Genomic DNA, 18,302 nt, shown 5'->3' with positions numbered 1-18,302 from the left:
CGCGTTGCTGCGCCGCAGCGCCGGCCGTGCGCGGGTCATGATCGAACACGCCGGCATCTGCCTGGACCCGAGCACGCAACAAGTCAGCTACCACGGCGAACCGGTGTTGCTCACCCCCAAGGAATATCAGCTGCTGCACGAACTGCTGTCGCCACCTGGCCGCGTCATGACCCGCGACCAGTTGATGCAGTTGCTCTACGGCTGGAACGAAGAAGCTGAAAGCAACACCCTGGAGGTGCATATCCATCATCTGCGCAAGAAATTCTCCAGCGAGCTGATCCGCACCGTTCGCGGCGTCGGCTACCTGGTGGAGGAGCGCGGATGACTTCTATTCGGCGGCGTACCCTGACCCTGATCATTGGCCTGCTGCTCGCCGGGCTGTTGTTGATCAGCGTGCTCAACCTGCATGACAGCAACCACGAAATCGCCGAAGTCTATGACGCACAACTGGCACAGAACGCCCGCCTGCTCCAGGGCGTGATGAGCATGCCGTTGGCCAGCCAAGACCAGGAAGACCTGTACCGCGCCTTCAACAAAGCCTTGGGCGAAGCAGTACCCAAGGTCGATGGGCACCCCTATGAAAGCAAAGTCGCCTTCCAGGTGTGGAACCCCAAGGGCGAACTGCTGGTGTTTACCGCCAGCGCCCCCTCATTTGTCCCGGCGCCCACCCAGCCCGGCTTCAGCAACGTCGACGACCTGAACGGCCGTCAATGGCGCGGCTTCGTCCTCAAGGACAAGGACAACGGCCTGCGGATCTGGGTGGGCGAACGCGACGATGTGCGCACCGACCTGGTGCAGCGCATCGTGCGGCATACCTTATGGCCCAACGTACTGGGTAGCCTGATTCTCGCCGCGATGGTCTGGCTGGCAATCGGCTGGGGTCTAAAGCCCCTGGCCGATATGGCCGCGACCCTGCGCGCGCGGCATTCCGGCTCCCTCGAACCGATGCAACTGACCCCGCTGCCCACGGAGCTTGAGCCGATGCAGGCGGCGCTGAACCGCATGCTGGCGCAGATCCAGGAAATGCTCGGCCGCGAGCGACGCTTCATTGCCGATGCAGCCCATGAAATGCGCACGCCACTGGCGGTATTGCGGGTGCATGCCCAGAACCTGCTGGAAGCCGGCACCGAAACCGAACGGCGCGAATCCCTGGCCTTTCTGATCGCCGGCGTCGACCGCACCAGCCGTCTGGTCAACCAATTGCTGACCATGGCGCGCCTGGAACCCGGCGCCGGGCAACCGCCGATACAGACCATCGACCTGGCGACCACGGTGCGCGAAACCCTGATTCAGTTGACGCCGTGGCTGCTGAGCAAAGGCCTCGAACTGGTATTCGACGTCGAGGATGGTCCATACCCCGTAAATACCGATGCCGCCGCGATCAATATCGCCCTGACCAACCTGGTGACCAACGCCGCGAATTTCTCCCCGGATCAGGGCGTGATCACCGTGGGCTTGCGCAAAAACGCCCAGCGTTTCGCCCTCACCGTCGACGATCAAGGCCCCGGCATCGACGAGAGCCAGCGCGAACGGCTGTTCGAGCGTTTCTACAGCCGTGGTAATGCCCAAGGCGCAGGCCTGGGCCTGACCATCGTACAAACCATCGCCCAGCGCCTGGGAGGCCAGGTGCGCCTGGAAAACCTGGCGGCCGGCGGCCTGCGGGCGACCCTGGAAATCCCGGGTTGACGGGACGCTAGCCGACCAATGTGCCCAGCCACATCGCACCGATCAGCAGGACCTGCCCGGCAATCACGTAGGCCGCAAATCGACGACCGCCACTGACCCAGGCCACCAGGCACTTGCTCAGCGCGTTGCAACTGATGGCCAGCAACACCGGGATGGCCGCAGACGCCAGGGAAAGCTGGCCGCTGGTGGCCAGGGCGGCAATCGAGGCGATGGACGCGTGGGCGTCGGCAAAACCACTCAGGGTGGCGGTCAACATCACGCCGACCTGACCGAAGTGATAAAGCATCAGCGACGACAAGAAGGTAATGCCGCTCAGGGTCAAGACCATGATCAGCGCCAGCTTGAGGTCGAATGCGCCGCCCACCTGGATCGCTTGGCTGGCACCTGCCGGCGGCGCGCGCAGCATCAGGCACGCACCGTACAACGCGGTGGTGGCAAACCCGGCGAGCAGCGGCCAGGCCATTTGCGACAGCAGCGTCGGCTCCACGGTGCCGAGGATCAGCGCCACTTGGGTCACCGTCGCAATATTCGAGAGAATGGCCGCCGCCGCCAGGGTGCGCAGGTGCTCCGGCTCTTTGACGGCAATGTGGCCCATGGCGGCAACGGTCACGGTACTGGAAGCGAACCCCGAAGCAATGGCACCCACAACATAGCCATAACGCGGCCCCAGCGCGCGCACCGCCACATGCCCTACCGCGCCGACCGCCATCAACAACACCGTCAACGTGCAGATGGTGCGCGGGTTCAGTGCCCCATAGGGGCCGATAATGCGATCCGGCGCCAGCGGCAAGACCACCAACGCAACGACCAGCAGCAACAGGCCGTCGCGCATTTCTACATCGGTCAATTGGCTGCGGACAAAGTTGTGCAGCTTGTCGCGGTAGGCCAGCAGGCCGGCCATGACCACGCCGATGGCCGTGGCCAGTTCGGGAGCGACCCCACACCAGGCGCCCAGCACCAGCACCGTGAGCAACGCGACTTCGCTGGTGATCCCCGGGTCGTTGTCACGGCTCTTCCAGTAAGCGGTGCTGACGATCACGGCCAGGCACCCGGCGATCAGCCCCAGCAGCAGGCCGCCACCGACTTGCTGCGCAACGTAGCCCAGTAACGCGGTGATGGAAAAGGTGCGCAGACCGGCAAAAGCGCGCAGCTCACCCTCGCCCTTGTGGCGCTCGCGCTCAAGGCCGATCAGCATGCCAATGCCCAGCGCCACCGCAGCGCCTGCCAGCCCTAGGGTCTGCGTCATTTACAGGTGCCTTCAGGGCGTGATCGCGACTTTCATAACACCGTCACGCTGATGGGCAAACAGCTCATAGGCTGCCTCGATATCGTCGAGTTTGAAACGGTGCGTGACCAGGGGCGACAGATCCACCCCGCCGCTGGCCACCACGGCCAGCAAGCGGCGCATGCGTTCCTTGCCACCGGGGCACAGGGTCGACACGATGCTGTAGTCCCCCAGTCCGGCGCCAAATGCATCGTAGGGAATCCGCAGGTCGCTGGAGTACACGCCCAGGCTCGATACCCGGCCACCTGGACGCAGTACGCGCAATGCCGACTCGAATGTACCTTGGGTGCCCAAGGCCTCGATGGCCACATCGACCCCGCGGCCATCGGTCAGCGCGAGGATCTGCTCGACCACATCGCCTTTCTTGAAGTCGACGATATGGGTAGCCCCCAGGCCGCGGGCGACGTTCATGCGCTCGCTGACGCCGTCGACGCCGATGATCATCGACGCGCCTTTGAGCCGGGCGCCTGCCACCGCGCACAGGCCGATCGGCCCGAGGGCGAATACCACGACGGTATCGCCGATGCTCACCTCGCCACGCTCGGCACCGGAAAAACCGGTGGACATGATGTCCGGACACATAAGCACCTGTTCGTCGCTCAGGCCATCGGGGATCGGGCACAGGTTGGCCAGCGCATCGGGGACCAGCACGTATTCGGCCTGGCAGCCGTCGAGGGTATTGCCGAATTTCCAGCCGCCCGCTGCGCGAAAGCCATGGCGGGTGTCGGGGCCGTCCTGGGAGCCGCATCCGCACAGGCAGGCATAACTTTGCCCGCTGGGCGTGATGGCGCCGGCGATGACGCGCTGGCCCTCAACGAAACCGCGCACCTGGGAACCCAGCCGCTCGATCACGCCCACCGGTTCGTGGCCCACGGTCAGCCCTTTGGCCACCGGGTATTCACCACGCAGGATATGCACGTCGGTACCGCAGATGGTCGTGGTGGTGATGCGCACCAGGGCATCCAGCGGGCCGACTTCGGGGATGGGTTTGTCGTCGAGGACGATGCGGTTTTTTTCAACGAAGACAGCTGCTTTCATGGTTGCCATGGCGTGACCTCCTGCGTCTGGAAAAGCCTGAATGGCACTCAGACTGCACCGCGATGACGCCGCGCAAGTTGATCATGATCAACAATCCCCTGATTGATCGCGGCACCCGACCGGATGTCGCCGACATTGCCCGGGCTCAAGGCGACTTGATGCAAGTCAAACCGGCGCTGGCGCCCGGCGCCATGATCTGAGGCAAGCATCACTGCCCGATGTTATCTGCTGGTTACCCAAGGGAGATTGCCCATGTCTGCTCAAGCACGTTACTTGTTGCTGGTTTCGCCGCTGATGGAACACAGCCCCGCCTTCGACCGGGCCGCCGCCCTGGCCAAGGCTGAAGGTGCCGCGCTGCACATCCTCGCCTTCGACTATCTGGAAGGCCTGGCCACCGCCGGTCTGGTCAACGAGCAAGCCCTGGAACAAATGCGTATTGGCTACGTTGAGCGCCATCACCAGTGGCTGGAAGATCAGGCCAGGCCCTTGCGCAATCTCGGCCTGACCGTCACCACCGAAGTGGCCTGGGTGGAGAGCCCGCTGCAGGAACTCCTGATTCGTCTAAAGGAAGAGCCTATGGCCTTGGTGATCAAGGCACTGGAGCATGAGTCACTACTATCGCGCTTTATATTTACGCCGTTGGACGTCCACCTGATTCGCGAATGCCCGGTGCCACTGCATTTTGTCAGCGGGGCCCAGCACGCGTTACCGCGCAAGATCGTAGCGGCCGTCGACCCGTTCCATCACGACGAGCATTACGACAGCCTTAACGACCGCATCCTGCATGAAGCCGTCAAATTGGCGACAGCGTGTGATGCCGAGGTAGAAGTGATCTACGCTCATGACTTGTCCGACCTTGGGGCCCAGGAGTATGGGTTTGGCAGCGGCGCCGGGTTCTTCTCTTCTGTGGCCGCCAAACGGCTGTTCGACGAACAGGGCAAGGCCTTCAATGACCTGGCCGCACGCAACGGTATTCCGCCGGCACAGCGCCATATGATCCTGGGTAACCCGGCGAAAGTGCTCTCCAGCTATGCCGATGCCTACAACGTCGATGTGATCGTCATGGGCCGGGTCGGTCATCGCGGCCTGTCGCGCCTGCTCGGCAGCACCGCCGAAACGCTACTGTATAAAATGCCATGCAGTGTCTGGATGGTTAAACCGGAAGTGCTCGACTGAACGTCGTCGGATCGCACACGCGATAGTTGGCACACCCTCGCTGTAGCCCTCGCAGCGAGGGGCATGCAAAAAACATTCATCTGGAGGGCGGCGCGAGACTCATTGCACGCGAAAGCGATCAGCGGCACGACTATATAAACTTTGCACCTATCTTTCTCCCATGTTTGGATGTTTAGTAAAGGGAATATATGTGTGCAAGAGGCTAGTGTAATGAAGTCAACACCCAGTCTTGTACAGGTCCAACATTTAAAAACAACCTGCGCCAGTTGCGGCGTTTTAGAGCTGTGCTTGCCCCTAGGCCTGACCGATCTCGAAGTGGGTCGCCTGGACACACTGATTCCACAACGCGTCAAAGTGAAAAAAGGGGCTTCGCTGTATCGCACCGCAGATCCGTTGCGCTCGCTCTACGCCGTGCGTACCGGGTTTTTCAAGACGTGCATACTGTCCATGGACGGCCGTGAACAAGTCACCGGCTTTCAAATGGCCGGGGAGATGCTCGGACTCGACGCCATCAGCGCCGACACCCATGCCTGCAATGCCATTGCACTGGAAGACAGCGAGGTGTGCCCTCTGCACTTCAATCAACTTGAACGACTGGCCAGTCAAATACCGTCATTGCAACATAACTTGAATAAAATCATGAGCCGCGAAATAGTGCGTGATCACGGCATGCTGTTGCAGATGGGCAATATGAACGCCGACGAGCGGCTTTGTGCATTTGTATTGAATCTATCGATGCGGATGAGTACACGTGGCTATTCACCGCGATCATTTGTATTGCGCATGAGACGCGAAGAAATTGGCTCTTACCTGGGTCTGCGACTGGAGACGGTGTGCCGCAGTATTGCCCAGTTGCGCAAACTGGGCCTGGTGCATATCAGCGCACGCAATGTCGAGATTCTCGACATGCCGAAACTCAAGACGTTTATCGCCGGCTGTCATCGCCATGGCGCCGAGTAACAGGGCTTCATCTGATCCACATCAGATTTACCGGTGAGCAAAGGCGTAGAACCGACGCAACAGGGCGCTGTTCCTGCCGCCCCAACACGGAGGTTTTACCATGCCCACCATTGCAGAGCACAACCGGCAAGCCGCTCCCGCCTATGCGGCCGTCCCGCACGAACACTGGGTCGAAGCGCTTGATGACGGCCGCCATGTGTTGATCCGTCCGTTGAGAGCCGACGACCGGGAACGCGAATACAACTTCATCAAGGGTTTGTCCCGAGAGTCCCGGCACGCGCGTTTCCTCGGTGAAATCAACGAGCCCGGCAAGACCCTGCTCGATCAATTGATGGACGTCGACAATCAGCAACGTGTGGCATTTATTGCTCTGGTGCATGACAACGGCAAGCTGATCGAGATCGGCGTCGCGCGCTATGCCGCAGCCAAGGAGCATGAATGCGAATGCGCGGTTACCGTGGCTGACCCTTGGCAGCACCTGGGGCTAGGGCGCATTTTGATGCAGCACCTGATGACCGCCGCGCGAAAAAACGGCTTCACGTTGATGTACACGGTCGATGAAGCGACCAACGCCCCGTTACGTGAACTGAACCATGCCCTGGGCTTCCACACCGTAACCGACCCCGATGACGCTACCCAGGTGATCAGCAGCGTGGTGCTCTGAGCATCAGCGCCCGGTAAAAGTAATGCCCGTCAGTTAAGGACGAACACTGTCACTGTGGCGAGGGAGCTTGCTCCCGCTGGGATGCGAAGCGGCCCCGACAGAGGGGACTGCTACGCAGTCCAACGGGAGCAAGCTCCCTCGCCACGGGTTAGCGGTTGCCCGCACAAGGTGGAAACACCGGGTAACCGTCTTTTGGCTGAGTGAAGGAATCAAGACAGCCTGCGTCGCTACACAAGGTTAACGCCACGGGCGCTGCACAAGCCCTGGCGTAATCTCGTAACCTCAGGCGACAGACCTTATGATCAGTGTTTCCAATCACATCACCGCGCCGCCCCAACCACTCGACCCATCCCACCTGCCACTCGCCAGACATAAACGCGAAGCCCCTGCCCCAACTGAGCCGACAGGCGACGCTCGCACCGAAGGCGATCGTGAGTTGGCGGCCGAATATAGCTTTGCGCTGTTCCATGCCGCCAATGGCGAAAGAAACAGCAAAATCAGTGCTATCCCGCCCAATTCCACATTCGGTCAGTGGTGGGGGCGTTTACATGACGCCTTCCAATCACCCGACGTCCTTCAGTGGATCAGGGATAAAGGTATTGACCCTACGTCGATAACGCTCAAACCGGAATCAGGCCAAATCTCCTTCAGGCTCAAGCGGTCGCTTGACCCCGAACAGAAGCTAAACACCGTGGGGCAGGACGACAGGCGCTGGGCGTCGATCAGCACCCCTATCCTCAAGGCCGCGCGAGTCATCAACGCGGGCCATGCCGACACCACCATCACGCCTCCGGCAACCAATCTCGACCAGCCTGTTTCAAGGTGGATAGTGGGACGCTTTTATCAAGAACGGGAGGACCTCACGGCACCCGCCATGCGCAGGCGTGCAGAAGAAATGGGGCGAGAGCAACGTTTTACACCGCTGGACCCAAACACCTCCGCAGGCTTGATGAGTGCGCGTAGCGAGGACGCACTGCAAGACCAGAAAGCGGTATCGGGCGATATCATCAACCGCTATGAGGCGGTCAGCGAGTTGCGCCACCTGGCAACGTCCGCGGACAGTGGCGCGAAGTCGGCTGGGGAAATCCAGAATGAACTGAAGAAGAGGACGATCTCTCTGTCTTCGGCAAGCACCTACCAACCCATCGGTGCTAGCCAATCGAACAGGGTCAGCCTCGTGCAATTCCTGGAAGATCATGGCTGGCATATTCCCACCGATCACGAACAGTTGGAGAACCTCGCGACCGCCCTCTCGACCCCGGCGCCCAAGATGCCAACGCACGGCAATCTCGGCGGGGCGCAGGCTTGGCCTGTGCCGCTGGACCAGGGCGACCTGCAACAGCTGAAGGCCGATATTGGCACAGGCAAAATTGGCGATGTTGACTTAGGACCGTCAAACAATGTCCTGGACTATCTGCTCAGCGGCAGGACAATTTCCCCGGCGCAACAGAGCAACCCGCGACAGCTGATCGATACCTTGATCGCATCGCCCAGAGGCAAGGCGCTGGGTGAAGCCATTCAGACAGCGTTCGAGGCGCGGGGCGTCAAAGGCAGCGCTTCTGACTGGCTGCTCACGGCCTTGAACAACGAAAGCGCCAGTGTCCCTGGCGACGAGGTCGATCACCAAGCCCCTGGCCAAATTGAAGGCTATCGGCTGGTATCGGCTGAGAACTCGGGCAAAAAACCATCAGCGGTTATCCAGGAACTGGCTGATCACCTGGTCGCCAAAGGCAACGCCTCATCCCCGCAAAAGGCCATGATTCAGGCTCACCTGCTGCTGGCCAGCCGGGCTCCGGAATTCCTGATCAAGGACATTCCGGAAGGCGTCGTCGTGGGCACCCACAGTTGGGTCAGCTTTGCCACGGCGGCGGCCAGAATCGAAGACAAAGCGCCGGGAAACACCGCGTCGATGAGCTATGCAGACGTTATGCTCGAAGCCAGCGTTGCGCCGATCTCTGACGACGAACGCACTGTCGAATATGCCGCCCAGACCGACGCCATCAAACACTGGGCCGTTGCCAACGGTATGGATTATCCGTCGACGGATGCCTCGATGACGACCGCCCGCGAGGCCTACAGTGCGCAGATTCGCGAGTTGAAAGAGGCTGCGCAAATGCAAATCGGGCAGATGCCGACGACGAGGGGCATTGCGCTGGAACAGTTAAAAGTAGCCCTGCCTCACGTCGACCCGAAACTGTTCGAAGAAAAAACCATCACCCTGCAGCCTTCCAACCGGCACTTCCCCGGGCCTTACTCGATACTGGACATGTATATCGATGGTCGAGGACTCAACGCCGCACCGGACTCAGCGGATAACTGGGGGGAAGCGGGCCGTAGTTTCGTGAACCTACTGACATTTGGCGGCGTCACCCTGCAGCCGGACGGTCGTCCCAGCGCATGGGTGTCCTCCTCGGACGGGTTCAACGTTAACGATGTACTGGAACGGCTTAACGAACTACCGCGCCCGACGAAGATATTCAACGAGACGTTCCCGGACTACTCCAGTGCCGTCAAAAAAACTACCGCCGCGCAGCTCAAACACCTTATTTCGAAGCAGCCGCTGGAAGATCGGCAGAATCTGGAGTTTGGCAAAATAACAATCCGTAAAGAAATGGAGTTCCATCGCGCCGATCAGCCCAGGCGCGTTTCAGACGGTGTTCTGCTGGTCGAGACCGAGCGCAATGGCCAGCGCATGACCTATGAAATCGACCGACTAAAAGGGACGGTGACCAAGCTGCCGGACAAGACTTATCGGGACTATGAGCCGACGGTTCACTCTATAAAGGCAGGTAAACGTTTTGATCAGGTAAAACCCGCAGGTCACTCTACAGCGGGGATAACGCATGAAAACAAAGATGCACAAGGCGCACCTAATAGTTTCAGTAGCGCTAGAACCCAATACATCGTTGATGCATTGATAGAGGATATCAACTTGCCTGCGGTGGAGAAGTACGCCAAGGGCAAAACCACCTTCGACTCTGAAGTACCGCTGCATGAGACCGTTGAAGAGATCGCGCTCAACCTGATCCCGTTCCGATCAGCCATTGTTAATTTCACCAACGGCAATATTGGTGGGGGCGTTGTCGATCTTACCTTCGATATCTTTGGTTTCGCCGTCGGCTTGGGCGCCGCGGCAAAAGGCGCGAAAGTCGCGGTGGCCGGCGCGTCGACAATTGCCAAGGCGGGTCAGGTTGCCAAGATTATAGGGCGCGCGACCGTGGGCGCACTCAATCCATTGGACGGGGTTGCCGACCTGGCTCGCGGAGTGGCGGGCGGCCTGCGTAAAGGTGTCAGCACAGCGTTCAAGGGGGTCAAACATCTGCGCGGCTCTTACCGAGGTGTCGATCTACTTGAGTTGGCGAAAAAAACCGATGTCGCCGAAGGCACACTCAAAGCCGCCAACGGCACACGCGAAAGCAAAGCGCTGGGCAAATTCGATGAGGCGACCAATAAGTGGTACGCCTACGATCCGCTCACGAAGCAGGCTTACGGCAAGCCGCTGGACAATTTCAGCGTCGACACGCCGAGGTTAAATGACCCCGATAGCCTGCACTCGATCGGCAGTAATGATGTGACGAAGACTGCCAGTCAGCAGCACGGCGTGGCAGCAACTGGCACATTCACCGTGGGGCAAGAGACCGTTGAAGGTAACGTGGTTTTGTTTCAAGGTAATTGGCATCGTTACGATGCGATCAATAAACGTGCCTTCGGCGCTCCGCTGACAGATTTCAAACCGAGCCGAGTCGCGGCCAATGGTGACGTGAGGTCGATGGACGCCGATTTGTTGGGCTATGAGGTCAAGCACATTGCGCCCCAAGAGTTATCGACAAAAGGCTTACAGTCCAATGTATACGTGGGTCGCAGTAAAAAAGAATATGTAAAAATCGATGGTACGTTTTATGAGTCACACCTCAAGGATGGCCAGCGAGTTATCCGGCATCCGGCGCGCACCGGGCCAGACCTACCGGTCAGGGATCTGGGGCCTTCCGGATGGGAGCCGCTCTCCAGAACCGACCGCCTCCTGGGGGGCGCGGGGGGCAACCCTTGGAAACCCGGAGAAAATACCTACTTAGTCCCGGTGGACGATATCCACCTGACGGGAAACCCGGCACGTCCCTATTCGCTGAACTACAAGGGCGTAGAACATGAAGTCTCCTTCAACAGCTATGCCGGTACGTGGAAATCCAGCGACCTCAAAACAGCCAACGATGCCCAAGACCAGGCTTACTTCTGGAGGAGTGGCAAAGGAAAATGGCAACGGGGAACACTGAGTGAGTTTAAACAGGCTAAAAAAATCGATGCCCGCGCGTTTAAATATGTTGATGTCTCCCCTCCGACAATTTTACGGATTCCAAAAGATGCTCAGCCCATCCCCAAACAGATTCACTATTTTTGGGCTGGCAGTGATATCCCGCCGAACCTGATAGAAAATATCGCCAACAATTCCGCCCATGCACCTGGGTATAAATCTATTGTCCATGTCGATGCAGACAGCCCGGCGATGTTTGAAAAAATCAAAAGCAAATTGCACGCCCAGGCGCCTGGCCTAAGCGTCATGAACTTGCACGAGGACGACTTTTTCAAACAGTTGAAAGACACTGAAATGTACAACTACTTTCGCCAGGGGCAAGGCAAAAATCTCGCCGCCACTTCGGACGTCGCCCGTTATCCACTGATGAATAAATACGGAGGCATTTACCTCGACACCGATGATGCGATTCCAGTCAATATTGGTGCTACCGCATTGAAGGCGGGCTCCAGCGACATTCTGCTTAACAGACCCGTAGCCCATACTATTACGGACTACAAACCCTTCTACAACACCAGTAACTTTGCGACACAGCCTGACAATCCGGTGATTAACGATATGATCGCGCAGATGAACCAGCGGTTTTCCGCTAACAAAACTTACTTTGAAAGCAACCGCCCGACCGTCACCAGAGGGCCCGGCGGGGAAATCCAGTACACCTCTGAATTTCGCACCTACGAAGGTAAGATTTTCGAGACGGTAGGCCCAACAATGTTTGATGACGTGCTCAAGTCAAAAAGACCTGACATGTACCATCTGGGCCTCGATGGATTGGCTAAAGAATCAAAGATTGTCGACGGTAAACTGGTCTCATCCGGACCAATAGTCGATATTGAAAGTGAAGCGCGCCAGTATTATGCGAGCAAGGGTATTACTCCGCCGGACCTGCTGGGTAACCAGATAAAAAAAATGAAGGAGCACTACCTGTCACTTCTTCACCAGTTCCAAATAAAGATTGGCGCTGAACACTCCTGGATCGGAACATGATCAACTAATGCTCATACCGGCAGCCAGCTAACGCTGGCAGGGTATGAGCACTCAGTCCTGATGCTCACGGCTGCCAGCGTCCTCCGCTTCATCCGGGTCCTTGAGCGGCACTTCTGCATCATCCATCAGCGACCCCGGGTCTTCGTTGCCGGGGTCGTTAAGCTCTTCGTCCTGATCTTCGTCCTGATCTGCTGACATGACCGCCTCCTCTAACCACCTTGGGTTGTGTACGCATAGGCCAGCTCCTTTGAAAAACGCAGCCTGCATAAAGATAAGGTTCTGTGTGGGCCGTTAAAGTTCCTATTAATGTTAAGAGCCTGGGTTATCCACCTGGATGTAAAACGCATAGGCGCCGAGCAGCACCCAGAACACCATGAACAGCCACGGCGCGCGCATGGAAAACAGCAGGGACTTGCGATAACCCTTGTGGGATGACTCCATCTCGGAAAACAGCGGCGATTCGTCGTAGGCCATGCCCATCAGGGGCTCGCTGCGCAACAGTTCGCTCTGCTTGTAATGCCAGTGATCGATGATCTCGTAAGCGGCACGAATCCCCGGCCAGGCATTCAGGGAACTGAGAATGCCGAGCAAGGCCAGGAACACCGGCACCACCAGGGTGAACAGCTTGCCCCATTCCGGATTGAGGTTGCCCATGCCGGACACGAAGGCAATCACCAGGAACGACTGCGCCGTGAGATACGCGTCCGTGCGGTTGGCCAGAATCGAGGTTTCGTACTGGATTTCGCGGCGATAGAAGTCCAGGCGGTCCTTGGGGGAGCCGAAGATCTTCGCGTTGTGTTCACTGTGATCGGTCAGGCTCGATTCCGGGGTGTCGGGTGAAATGATTCTGGGCACATCAGTGCTCCCTAAGGGGCTGAACCCTTTGGAAAACGGTGGCTGGGGTGAAGTTCAAGTTTGCTCGTGCACGGTTCTAGTGCGCAAACCGCTCCATTGTGGTGAGTGAGCTTGCTCGCGCTGGAGTGCGCAGCGCTCCCGTCTTTTGGGGCCGCTACGCAGCCCAGCGCGAGCAAGCTCGCTCGCCACAAGGGAATAGAGGCGGTTTGGCGGTTTCGGCACAGGCATTGCTTAATCCATTCATCGTTCACCTGCCATGCCCGGATACAGGAGCATTCGTTACCCCCCGACCCAGAGCCGACCCCATAAGAAAGTAAGGACCTGGCCCGATGGCACCCTGCGCCACGGGCTCATAAAAATGCGTTTTTCAAAGCGGCAGTGCCCCCCGCGCTTCCCTCGGCACTGACAAGGTACTGGAATGGCTCAATCTTTCTTTGATGAAATGAATGACGCACACGGCGTGTGCCGTGCGCACTATCAGGATTTCTCCCGCTGGCTGGCCAATACGCCACCGGAACTGCTGGCCCAGCGTCGCCGCGAAGCCGACCTGTTGTTCCACCGCGCCGGGATCACCTTCACCTTGTATGGCGACGAGCAGGACACCGAGCGCCTGATCCCCTTCGACATCATCCCCCGCAGCATCCCCGCCAGTGAATGGAGCGTCATCGAGCGCGGCTGTATCCAGCGCGTCAATGCGCTGAACATGTTCCTTGCCGATATCTACCACGACCAGCGCATCATCAAGGCCGGGATCATTCCGGCGGACCAGGTGCTGGGTAACGAGGGTTACCAGAAGGCCATGGTCGGCCTCGACCTGCACCGCGATATCTACTCGCATATTTCCGGAGTGGACCTGGTGCGCGATGGCGACGGCACCTACTACGTGCTCGAAGACAACCTGCGCACCCCCAGCGGCGTGAGCTACATGCTCGAAGACCGCAAAATGATGATGCGCCTGTTCCCCGAAGTATTCGCCAAGCAGCGCATCGCGCCGGTAGACCACTACCCCAACCTGCTGTTGAAAACCCTGAAAAGCGCCAGCCGCCTGGACAACCCCAATGTGGTGGTGCTGACGCCAGGGCGCTTTAACAGCGCATTTTTCGAGCATGCGTTCCTGGCCCGGGAAATGGGCGTGGAGTTGGTGGAAGGCGCCGACCTGTTCGTGCATGACCTTAAGGTGTTCATGCGCACCACCGACGGTCCCAAGGCCGTGGACGTGATCTACCGGCGTATCGACGACGCGTTCCTCGACCCGCAGGCGTTCAACCCGGAGTCGATGCTCGGCGTGCCTGGCCTGGTCGCGGCCTACTGCGCCGGCAACGTGGTGCTGGCCAACGCCATCGGCACCGGCGTCGCGGACGACAAGTCGATCTACCCCTACGTGCCGGAAATGATCCGTTTCTACCTGGACGAAGAACCGATCCTGCAAAACGTGCCGACGTTTCAATGCCGCAAGCCGGATGAGCTGTCCCATGTGCTGGCCCACCTGCCGGAATTGGTGGTCAAGGAAACCCAGGGCTCCGGTGGCTACGGCATGCTGGTCGGTCCCGCATCCACGGCGGCCGAGATCGAGGACTTCCGCCAACGCATCAAGGCGCGTCCACACGCCTATATCGCCCAACCGACCCTGAGCCTCTCCACCTGCCCGACGTTTGTCGAAAACGGCATCGCCCCCCGGCATATCGACCTGCGCCCGTTCGTGCTGTCCGGTAAGGAAACCCGCCTGGTACCCGGTGGCCTCACACGGGTGGCGCTGCGCGAAGGCTCGTTGATCGTCAACTCGTCGCAAGGCGGCGGAACCAAGGACACCTGGGTGGTGGAGGGCTGAGTATGTTGAGTAGAACCGCCGCAGATCTGTACTGGATGTCCCGTTACCTGGAGCGTGCCGAGAACCTGGCACGCATGCTCGAAGTCAGCTATTCGCTGTCATTGATGCCCCAGGCCGGGCGCAGCGATGGCCTCGACGAACTGGCGATGTCGTTGCTCAGCAGCGGCACCCTGGACAGCTACCTGGAGCGCCACGGCCAACTGGATGCCGAACGCATGCTGCACTTCTTCGCCCTCGATGAAGAAAACCCCGCCAGCATCTACAACTGCCTGCGCGCCGCGCGGGGCAACGCCCATGCCGTGCGCGGGCGCATTACCGCCGACATGTGGGAAAACCTCAACGCCACCTGGCTGGAAATGCGCAGCATCGCCGCCGGCGGGCTGGCGCGGCATGGCATCAGCCACTTCTGTGATTGGGTCAAGCAACGTTCACACCTGTTTCGCGGGGCGACGTCCGGCACCATCATGCGCAACGACGCGTATCGGTTCATTCGCCTGGGGACCTTTGTCGAGCGCGCCGACAACACCTTGCGTCTGCTGGATGCGCGCTACGAGATGTTCGGCGAGGAATCGGAGGAAGTCAGCGACTTGTCGGCGCGCGGTTATTACCAGTGGAGCGCCCTGCTCCGCGCCTTGTCGTCATTCGAGGCGTACACGGAGCTGTATCCGAATGCGTTGAACGCACGCTCGGTGTCGGAGTTGCTGCTGTTGCGCAGTGATGTGCCGCGCTCGTTGCATGCCTGCATCGAGGAACTGAGCCATATTCTGGCGGACTTGCCGGGCAGTTATGGCCGCACCGCGCAGCGCTTGGCCGCCGAGTTCGAAGCGCGGCTGCGCTATACCGGGATCGACGAAATCCTCGAAGAAGGCTTGCACAGCCGCCTGACGGAATTTATCGACACGGTACGCGAGTTGGCGCGGGCGATTCACAGCTCGTATCTGGAGGTGGTTTAAACCTCGAGGGGCGCGCCCTTTCGCTCGCGGTATTCCCGAGGAGAGCAGTTCATCAGGCGCTTGAAGGCACTGCTGAACGCACTGTCCGACTGATACCCGAGTGACTGGCCGATACGGGACACGCTGCTGCCCGAAGTGCTCAAGGCCTTTACTGCCAGGTGCATGCGCCAGCGAGTCAGATACTCCTGGGGCGCCATCCCGACCCGCCGCTTGAAGTGCAGGGCAAAGGTCGATCGGGACTGACTCGCGACACCGGCCATGTCGCTCAAGGTCCAGCGGCGTGCCGGTGCGGCGTGTATTTGCTGCAGTACCGGTGCCAACCGCGGATCGTTCAACGCCGCCAACCAACCCGTGGTACTGGCGCCCATGGATGACTGATAGAGGCGCAGGATCTGCACCAACATCATTTGCGCCAGATGCTCGGTCATCAACGCCGCGCCTTGCATCGGGCTGGCATATTCCCGAGCCAAGCGCTCCAGGCACCAGCGCAAAACGCTGGCCTGCTCGGACCTGGCACTGATGCGCACCACCGGCGGTAACCCCTCCAGCAATAGCCGGGCGTCGTCACCGTAGCTAAAACGTCCGCCTATCAGGAACAAATCCACAGTTTCACCCAGACGGGCAATACCGCCCACCGCGTCACGGTACACCTCACGCGCATCAACGCCCTCCCGCGCAAGATTACTGGACAACCTCCACGGACGGTTTTGCGTCAACAAAAAGCAATCGCCCTCGCTCAAGGGGATCGGCACCGGCATGCCCTCCACTTCCAGCCAACACTTTCCCTCCACCACAGCGTTGAACTTGATGCCCTCCGGCGGCGGAAAATCCAGGGCCCAATCGCCGCCAGCCTTGAGGCCGGCGAAATAGGCACGATGGCTCTTTAACAGTGCCACCACCTCGGACAGGCTATCCATAAAAAATCTCCGGACGATCGCGATAGAAAAACGGACTTTAGGCCGTTTCGCGTCCGGCCTCTAGGGGAGAACATAGCCGCCCCTCATGGAGAGCGCCCTATGATCCATACACAAAGCCCTATCGAGAGTGGATTCGACGGCACGACAACCGCTTTGCAAGCGTTGGCGGGTAAAGATTTGCACGGTATGACTGCCATCGTCACCGGAGGTTATTCAGGCATTGGCCTGGAAGCCGTGCGCGTATTGGCAGGCGCAGGCGTCACGCTTTAGTCGCTATCGCCCACCACCGTGGCAATAGCTGTCGCACCCGCGCTTCGCCAAACCGATCATCGATCAACATCACCACGCCTGTGTCCTGCTGGCTGCGGATTACCCGCCCCGCCGCCTGCACGACTTTCTGAATGCCTGGGTACAAGTAGGTGTAGTCGTAGCCGGAGCCGAAGATCGCGCCCATGCGCTGCTTCATGTGTTCGTTGACCGGGTTCAGTTGCGGCAGCCCCAGCGTGGCGATGAACGCGCCGATCAAGCGCGCGCCGGGCAGGTCGATGCCTTCGCCAAACGCGCCGCCCAGTACCGCAAAGCCAACGCCCTGGCTGTGTTCGGTGAACTGCTCGAGAAAGGCCTGGCGCTCGGTTTCGACCATACCGCGTGACTGCTGCCACAGTGCGATGTGTGGGTGTCGCTCGGCGAGCAACAGCGCCACTTGTTGCAGATAATCGAAACTGCTGAAGAACGCCAGGTAATTACCCGGTTGGCGGGCGAACTGCTCGGCGATCAATTCAACGATGGGTTCCAGTGAGGCCTGGCGATGCACGAACCGGGTGGAGACCTCATCGACAATGCGCACCCGCAATTGCGCGGCATTGAACGGTGATTCCACATCGACCCAGGCGGTGTCCGCCGGCAGGCCCAGCAGGTCGGCGTAGTAGTGGCGCGGGCTCAGCGTGGCGGAAAACAACACGCTGCTGCGTGCCGCCGTCAATCGCGGGCGGATGAATTCGGCGGGCACCACATTGCGCAGGCACAACGTGGAACCGCTGCGCTTGCCGCGCAGTTGGCGCAGGCTGATATCAAAGATGAAATGTTCGTTGAACAGCTCGGCGACCTTGGCAAATTGCAGTGCTTCAAAATAGAAGGCTTGCAGATCGCCACTGAGTGCCTCGGGGTGGTCGTTGAAGTAGTCACCCATGGCGCTGGCGCAAAGGCTCAGCGCCTGGAGCATTTTGTCGGGTTTGGCCGCGTAGGCCTGATACGGCGCGAGCTGGTCCTTGTGCAAGGCGTTCCACTCACGATTCAGGCGCTGCAAGGGTTTCTTCAACGGCTCTGGCGCCATATCGCGCACGGTCTTGAGGGCGTACTGATCAAGGCTCGCGCTGTACATCGAACGGGCGCGCTCCACCAGGTTGTGGGCTTCGTCCACCAGCACCGCGACGCGCCACTGGTTGAGTTGGGCCAGCCCGAACAACAGCGCGCCAAAGTCGAAATAGTAGTTGTAGTCGGCGACCACCAGGTCGGTCCAACGGGCCATTTCCTGGCTCAGGTAATACGGACAGACGCTGTGCTCCAGGGCGACCTCGCGCAGGTTGCGCTGGTCGAGCAGGCGCACCTTGGCGGCAGCGTTACGCGCGGCGGGCAAGCGGTCGT

At 59.6% G+C, this 18,302-nt stretch carries 15 protein-coding genes; 9 read left to right on the top strand and 6 right to left on the bottom strand.

All coding sequences use genetic code 11. The features are described from left to right. The coding region (locus L9Z73_RS10900) for a winged helix-turn-helix domain-containing protein (RefSeq protein ID WP_247399957.1) at nt 1–325 on the top strand (325 nt) is incomplete at its 5' end. Then, nucleotides 322–1,686 (top strand): sensor histidine kinase, encoded by a 1,365-nt coding sequence (locus L9Z73_RS10895; RefSeq protein ID WP_247399955.1) that lies wholly within the window; start codon nt 322–324, stop codon nt 1,684–1,686. The genes L9Z73_RS10900 and L9Z73_RS10895, both read left to right, overlap by 4 nt. 7 nt (nt 1,687–1,693) lie before the next feature. Here the strand turns inward: L9Z73_RS10895 and L9Z73_RS10890 are convergent, their stop codons facing one another. Then, nucleotides 1,694–2,932, bottom strand: coding sequence for an MgtC/SapB family protein (locus L9Z73_RS10890; protein WP_247399953.1), 1,239 nt, complete (start codon nt 2,930–2,932; stop codon nt 1,694–1,696). Between the two features lie 12 nt (nt 2,933–2,944). Further along, complete coding sequence (locus L9Z73_RS10885) at nt 2,945–4,018, bottom strand: NAD(P)-dependent alcohol dehydrogenase (protein WP_247399951.1); 1,074 nt, start codon at nt 4,016–4,018, stop codon at nt 2,945–2,947. 243 nt (nt 4,019–4,261) lie between these two features. On the opposite strand from L9Z73_RS10885, the gene L9Z73_RS10880 reads away from it, so the two are divergent. From L9Z73_RS10880 to L9Z73_RS10865, 4 genes are all read left to right on the top strand, one after another. After that, the gene (locus L9Z73_RS10880; protein ID WP_247399949.1) at nt 4,262–5,185 is read left to right on the top strand and encodes a universal stress protein; all 924 of its coding nucleotides are present in this window, start codon (nt 4,262–4,264) and stop codon (nt 5,183–5,185) included. Nucleotides 5,186–5,395: 210 nt separating this feature from the next. Further along, nucleotides 5,396–6,145, top strand: a complete 750-nt coding sequence (locus L9Z73_RS10875) for a helix-turn-helix domain-containing protein (protein WP_247399947.1) — start codon at nt 5,396–5,398, stop codon at nt 6,143–6,145. 100 nt (nt 6,146–6,245) lie between these two features. Next, entirely contained in the window at nt 6,246–6,809 is a 564-nt protein-coding gene (locus L9Z73_RS10870; protein WP_247399945.1) for a GNAT family N-acetyltransferase, read from the top strand. Between the two features lie 298 nt (nt 6,810–7,107). Continuing rightward, nucleotides 7,108–12,105, top strand: a complete 4,998-nt coding sequence (locus L9Z73_RS10865; protein ID WP_247399943.1) for a glycosyltransferase family 32 protein — start codon at nt 7,108–7,110, stop codon at nt 12,103–12,105. Between the two features lie 51 nt (nt 12,106–12,156). Here the strand turns inward: L9Z73_RS10865 and L9Z73_RS10860 are convergent, their stop codons facing one another. Continuing rightward, nucleotides 12,157–12,303: a hypothetical protein gene (locus tag L9Z73_RS10860; RefSeq protein ID WP_247399941.1), complete on the bottom strand. Its 147-nt coding sequence runs from the start codon at nt 12,301–12,303 to the stop codon at nt 12,157–12,159. A 111-nt stretch (nt 12,304–12,414) separates the two neighbouring features. Then, nucleotides 12,415–12,960, bottom strand: a complete 546-nt coding sequence (locus L9Z73_RS10855; RefSeq protein WP_247399939.1) for a hypothetical protein — start codon at nt 12,958–12,960, stop codon at nt 12,415–12,417. A gap of 418 nt (nt 12,961–13,378) precedes the next feature. Here L9Z73_RS10855 and L9Z73_RS10850 point away from each other — a divergent pair, with 418 nt between their 5' ends. Then, nucleotides 13,379–14,788 (top strand): circularly permuted type 2 ATP-grasp protein, encoded by a 1,410-nt coding sequence (locus L9Z73_RS10850; RefSeq protein ID WP_247399929.1) that lies wholly within the window; start codon nt 13,379–13,381, stop codon nt 14,786–14,788. 2 nt (nt 14,789–14,790) lie between these two features. Continuing rightward, on the top strand, nt 14,791–15,741 hold the full coding sequence (locus tag L9Z73_RS10845) for an alpha-E domain-containing protein (protein WP_247399927.1): 951 nt from the start codon (nt 14,791–14,793) through the stop codon (nt 15,739–15,741). On the opposite strand, the gene L9Z73_RS10840 is transcribed toward L9Z73_RS10845, so the two are convergent. Then, nucleotides 15,738–16,658 carry an AraC family transcriptional regulator gene (locus L9Z73_RS10840; RefSeq protein WP_247399926.1) on the bottom strand — a complete coding sequence of 307 codons (921 nt, stop codon included), beginning with the start codon at nt 16,656–16,658 and terminating at the stop codon, nt 15,738–15,740. The genes L9Z73_RS10845 and L9Z73_RS10840 overlap by 4 nt on opposite strands. Nucleotides 16,659–16,757: 99 nt before the next feature. Here L9Z73_RS10840 and L9Z73_RS10835 point away from each other — a divergent pair, with 99 nt between their 5' ends. After that, nucleotides 16,758–16,928 carry a hypothetical protein gene (locus tag L9Z73_RS10835; protein WP_247399924.1) on the top strand — a complete coding sequence of 57 codons (171 nt, stop codon included), beginning with the start codon at nt 16,758–16,760 and terminating at the stop codon, nt 16,926–16,928. On the opposite strand, the gene L9Z73_RS10830 is transcribed toward L9Z73_RS10835, so the two are convergent. After that, a partial coding sequence (locus tag L9Z73_RS10830; protein ID WP_247399922.1) for an ATP-dependent DNA helicase occupies nt 16,918–18,302 on the bottom strand: 1,385 nt, incomplete at its 5' end. The genes L9Z73_RS10835 and L9Z73_RS10830 overlap by 11 nt on opposite strands.

This window comes from Pseudomonas emilianonis (assembly GCF_023072625.1).
In the GTDB taxonomy this organism is placed as follows: Bacteria; Pseudomonadota; Gammaproteobacteria; order Pseudomonadales; family Pseudomonadaceae; genus Aquipseudomonas; species Aquipseudomonas paraveronii.
The sequence above is the reverse complement of the archived record's forward strand: the minus strand, read 5'-3'. Positions and strand labels throughout refer to the sequence as shown.

Excerpts from the sequence above, each read along its gene's own strand:
- L9Z73_RS10895 (WP_247399955.1), top strand. The coding sequence starts at position 322 with ATGACTTCTATTCGGCGGCGTACCCTGACCCTGATCATTGGCCTGCTG.
- L9Z73_RS10890 (WP_247399953.1), bottom strand. The coding sequence starts at position 2,932 with ATGACGCAGACCCTAGGGCTGGCAGGCGCTGCGGTGGCGCTGGGCATT.
- L9Z73_RS10885 (WP_247399951.1), bottom strand. The coding sequence starts at position 4,018 with ATGGCAACCATGAAAGCAGCTGTCTTCGTTGAAAAAAACCGCATCGTC.
- L9Z73_RS10880 (WP_247399949.1), top strand. The coding sequence starts at position 4,262 with ATGTCTGCTCAAGCACGTTACTTGTTGCTGGTTTCGCCGCTGATGGAA.
- L9Z73_RS10875 (WP_247399947.1), top strand. The coding sequence starts at position 5,396 with ATGAAGTCAACACCCAGTCTTGTACAGGTCCAACATTTAAAAACAACC.
- L9Z73_RS10870 (WP_247399945.1), top strand. The coding sequence starts at position 6,246 with ATGCCCACCATTGCAGAGCACAACCGGCAAGCCGCTCCCGCCTATGCG.
- L9Z73_RS10865 (WP_247399943.1), top strand. The coding sequence starts at position 7,108 with ATGATCAGTGTTTCCAATCACATCACCGCGCCGCCCCAACCACTCGAC.
- L9Z73_RS10860 (WP_247399941.1), bottom strand. The coding sequence starts at position 12,303 with ATGTCAGCAGATCAGGACGAAGATCAGGACGAAGAGCTTAACGACCCC.
- L9Z73_RS10850 (WP_247399929.1), top strand. The coding sequence starts at position 13,379 with ATGGCTCAATCTTTCTTTGATGAAATGAATGACGCACACGGCGTGTGC.
- L9Z73_RS10845 (WP_247399927.1), top strand. The coding sequence starts at position 14,791 with ATGTTGAGTAGAACCGCCGCAGATCTGTACTGGATGTCCCGTTACCTG.
- L9Z73_RS10840 (WP_247399926.1), bottom strand. The coding sequence starts at position 16,658 with ATGGATAGCCTGTCCGAGGTGGTGGCACTGTTAAAGAGCCATCGTGCC.
- L9Z73_RS10835 (WP_247399924.1), top strand. The coding sequence starts at position 16,758 with ATGATCCATACACAAAGCCCTATCGAGAGTGGATTCGACGGCACGACA.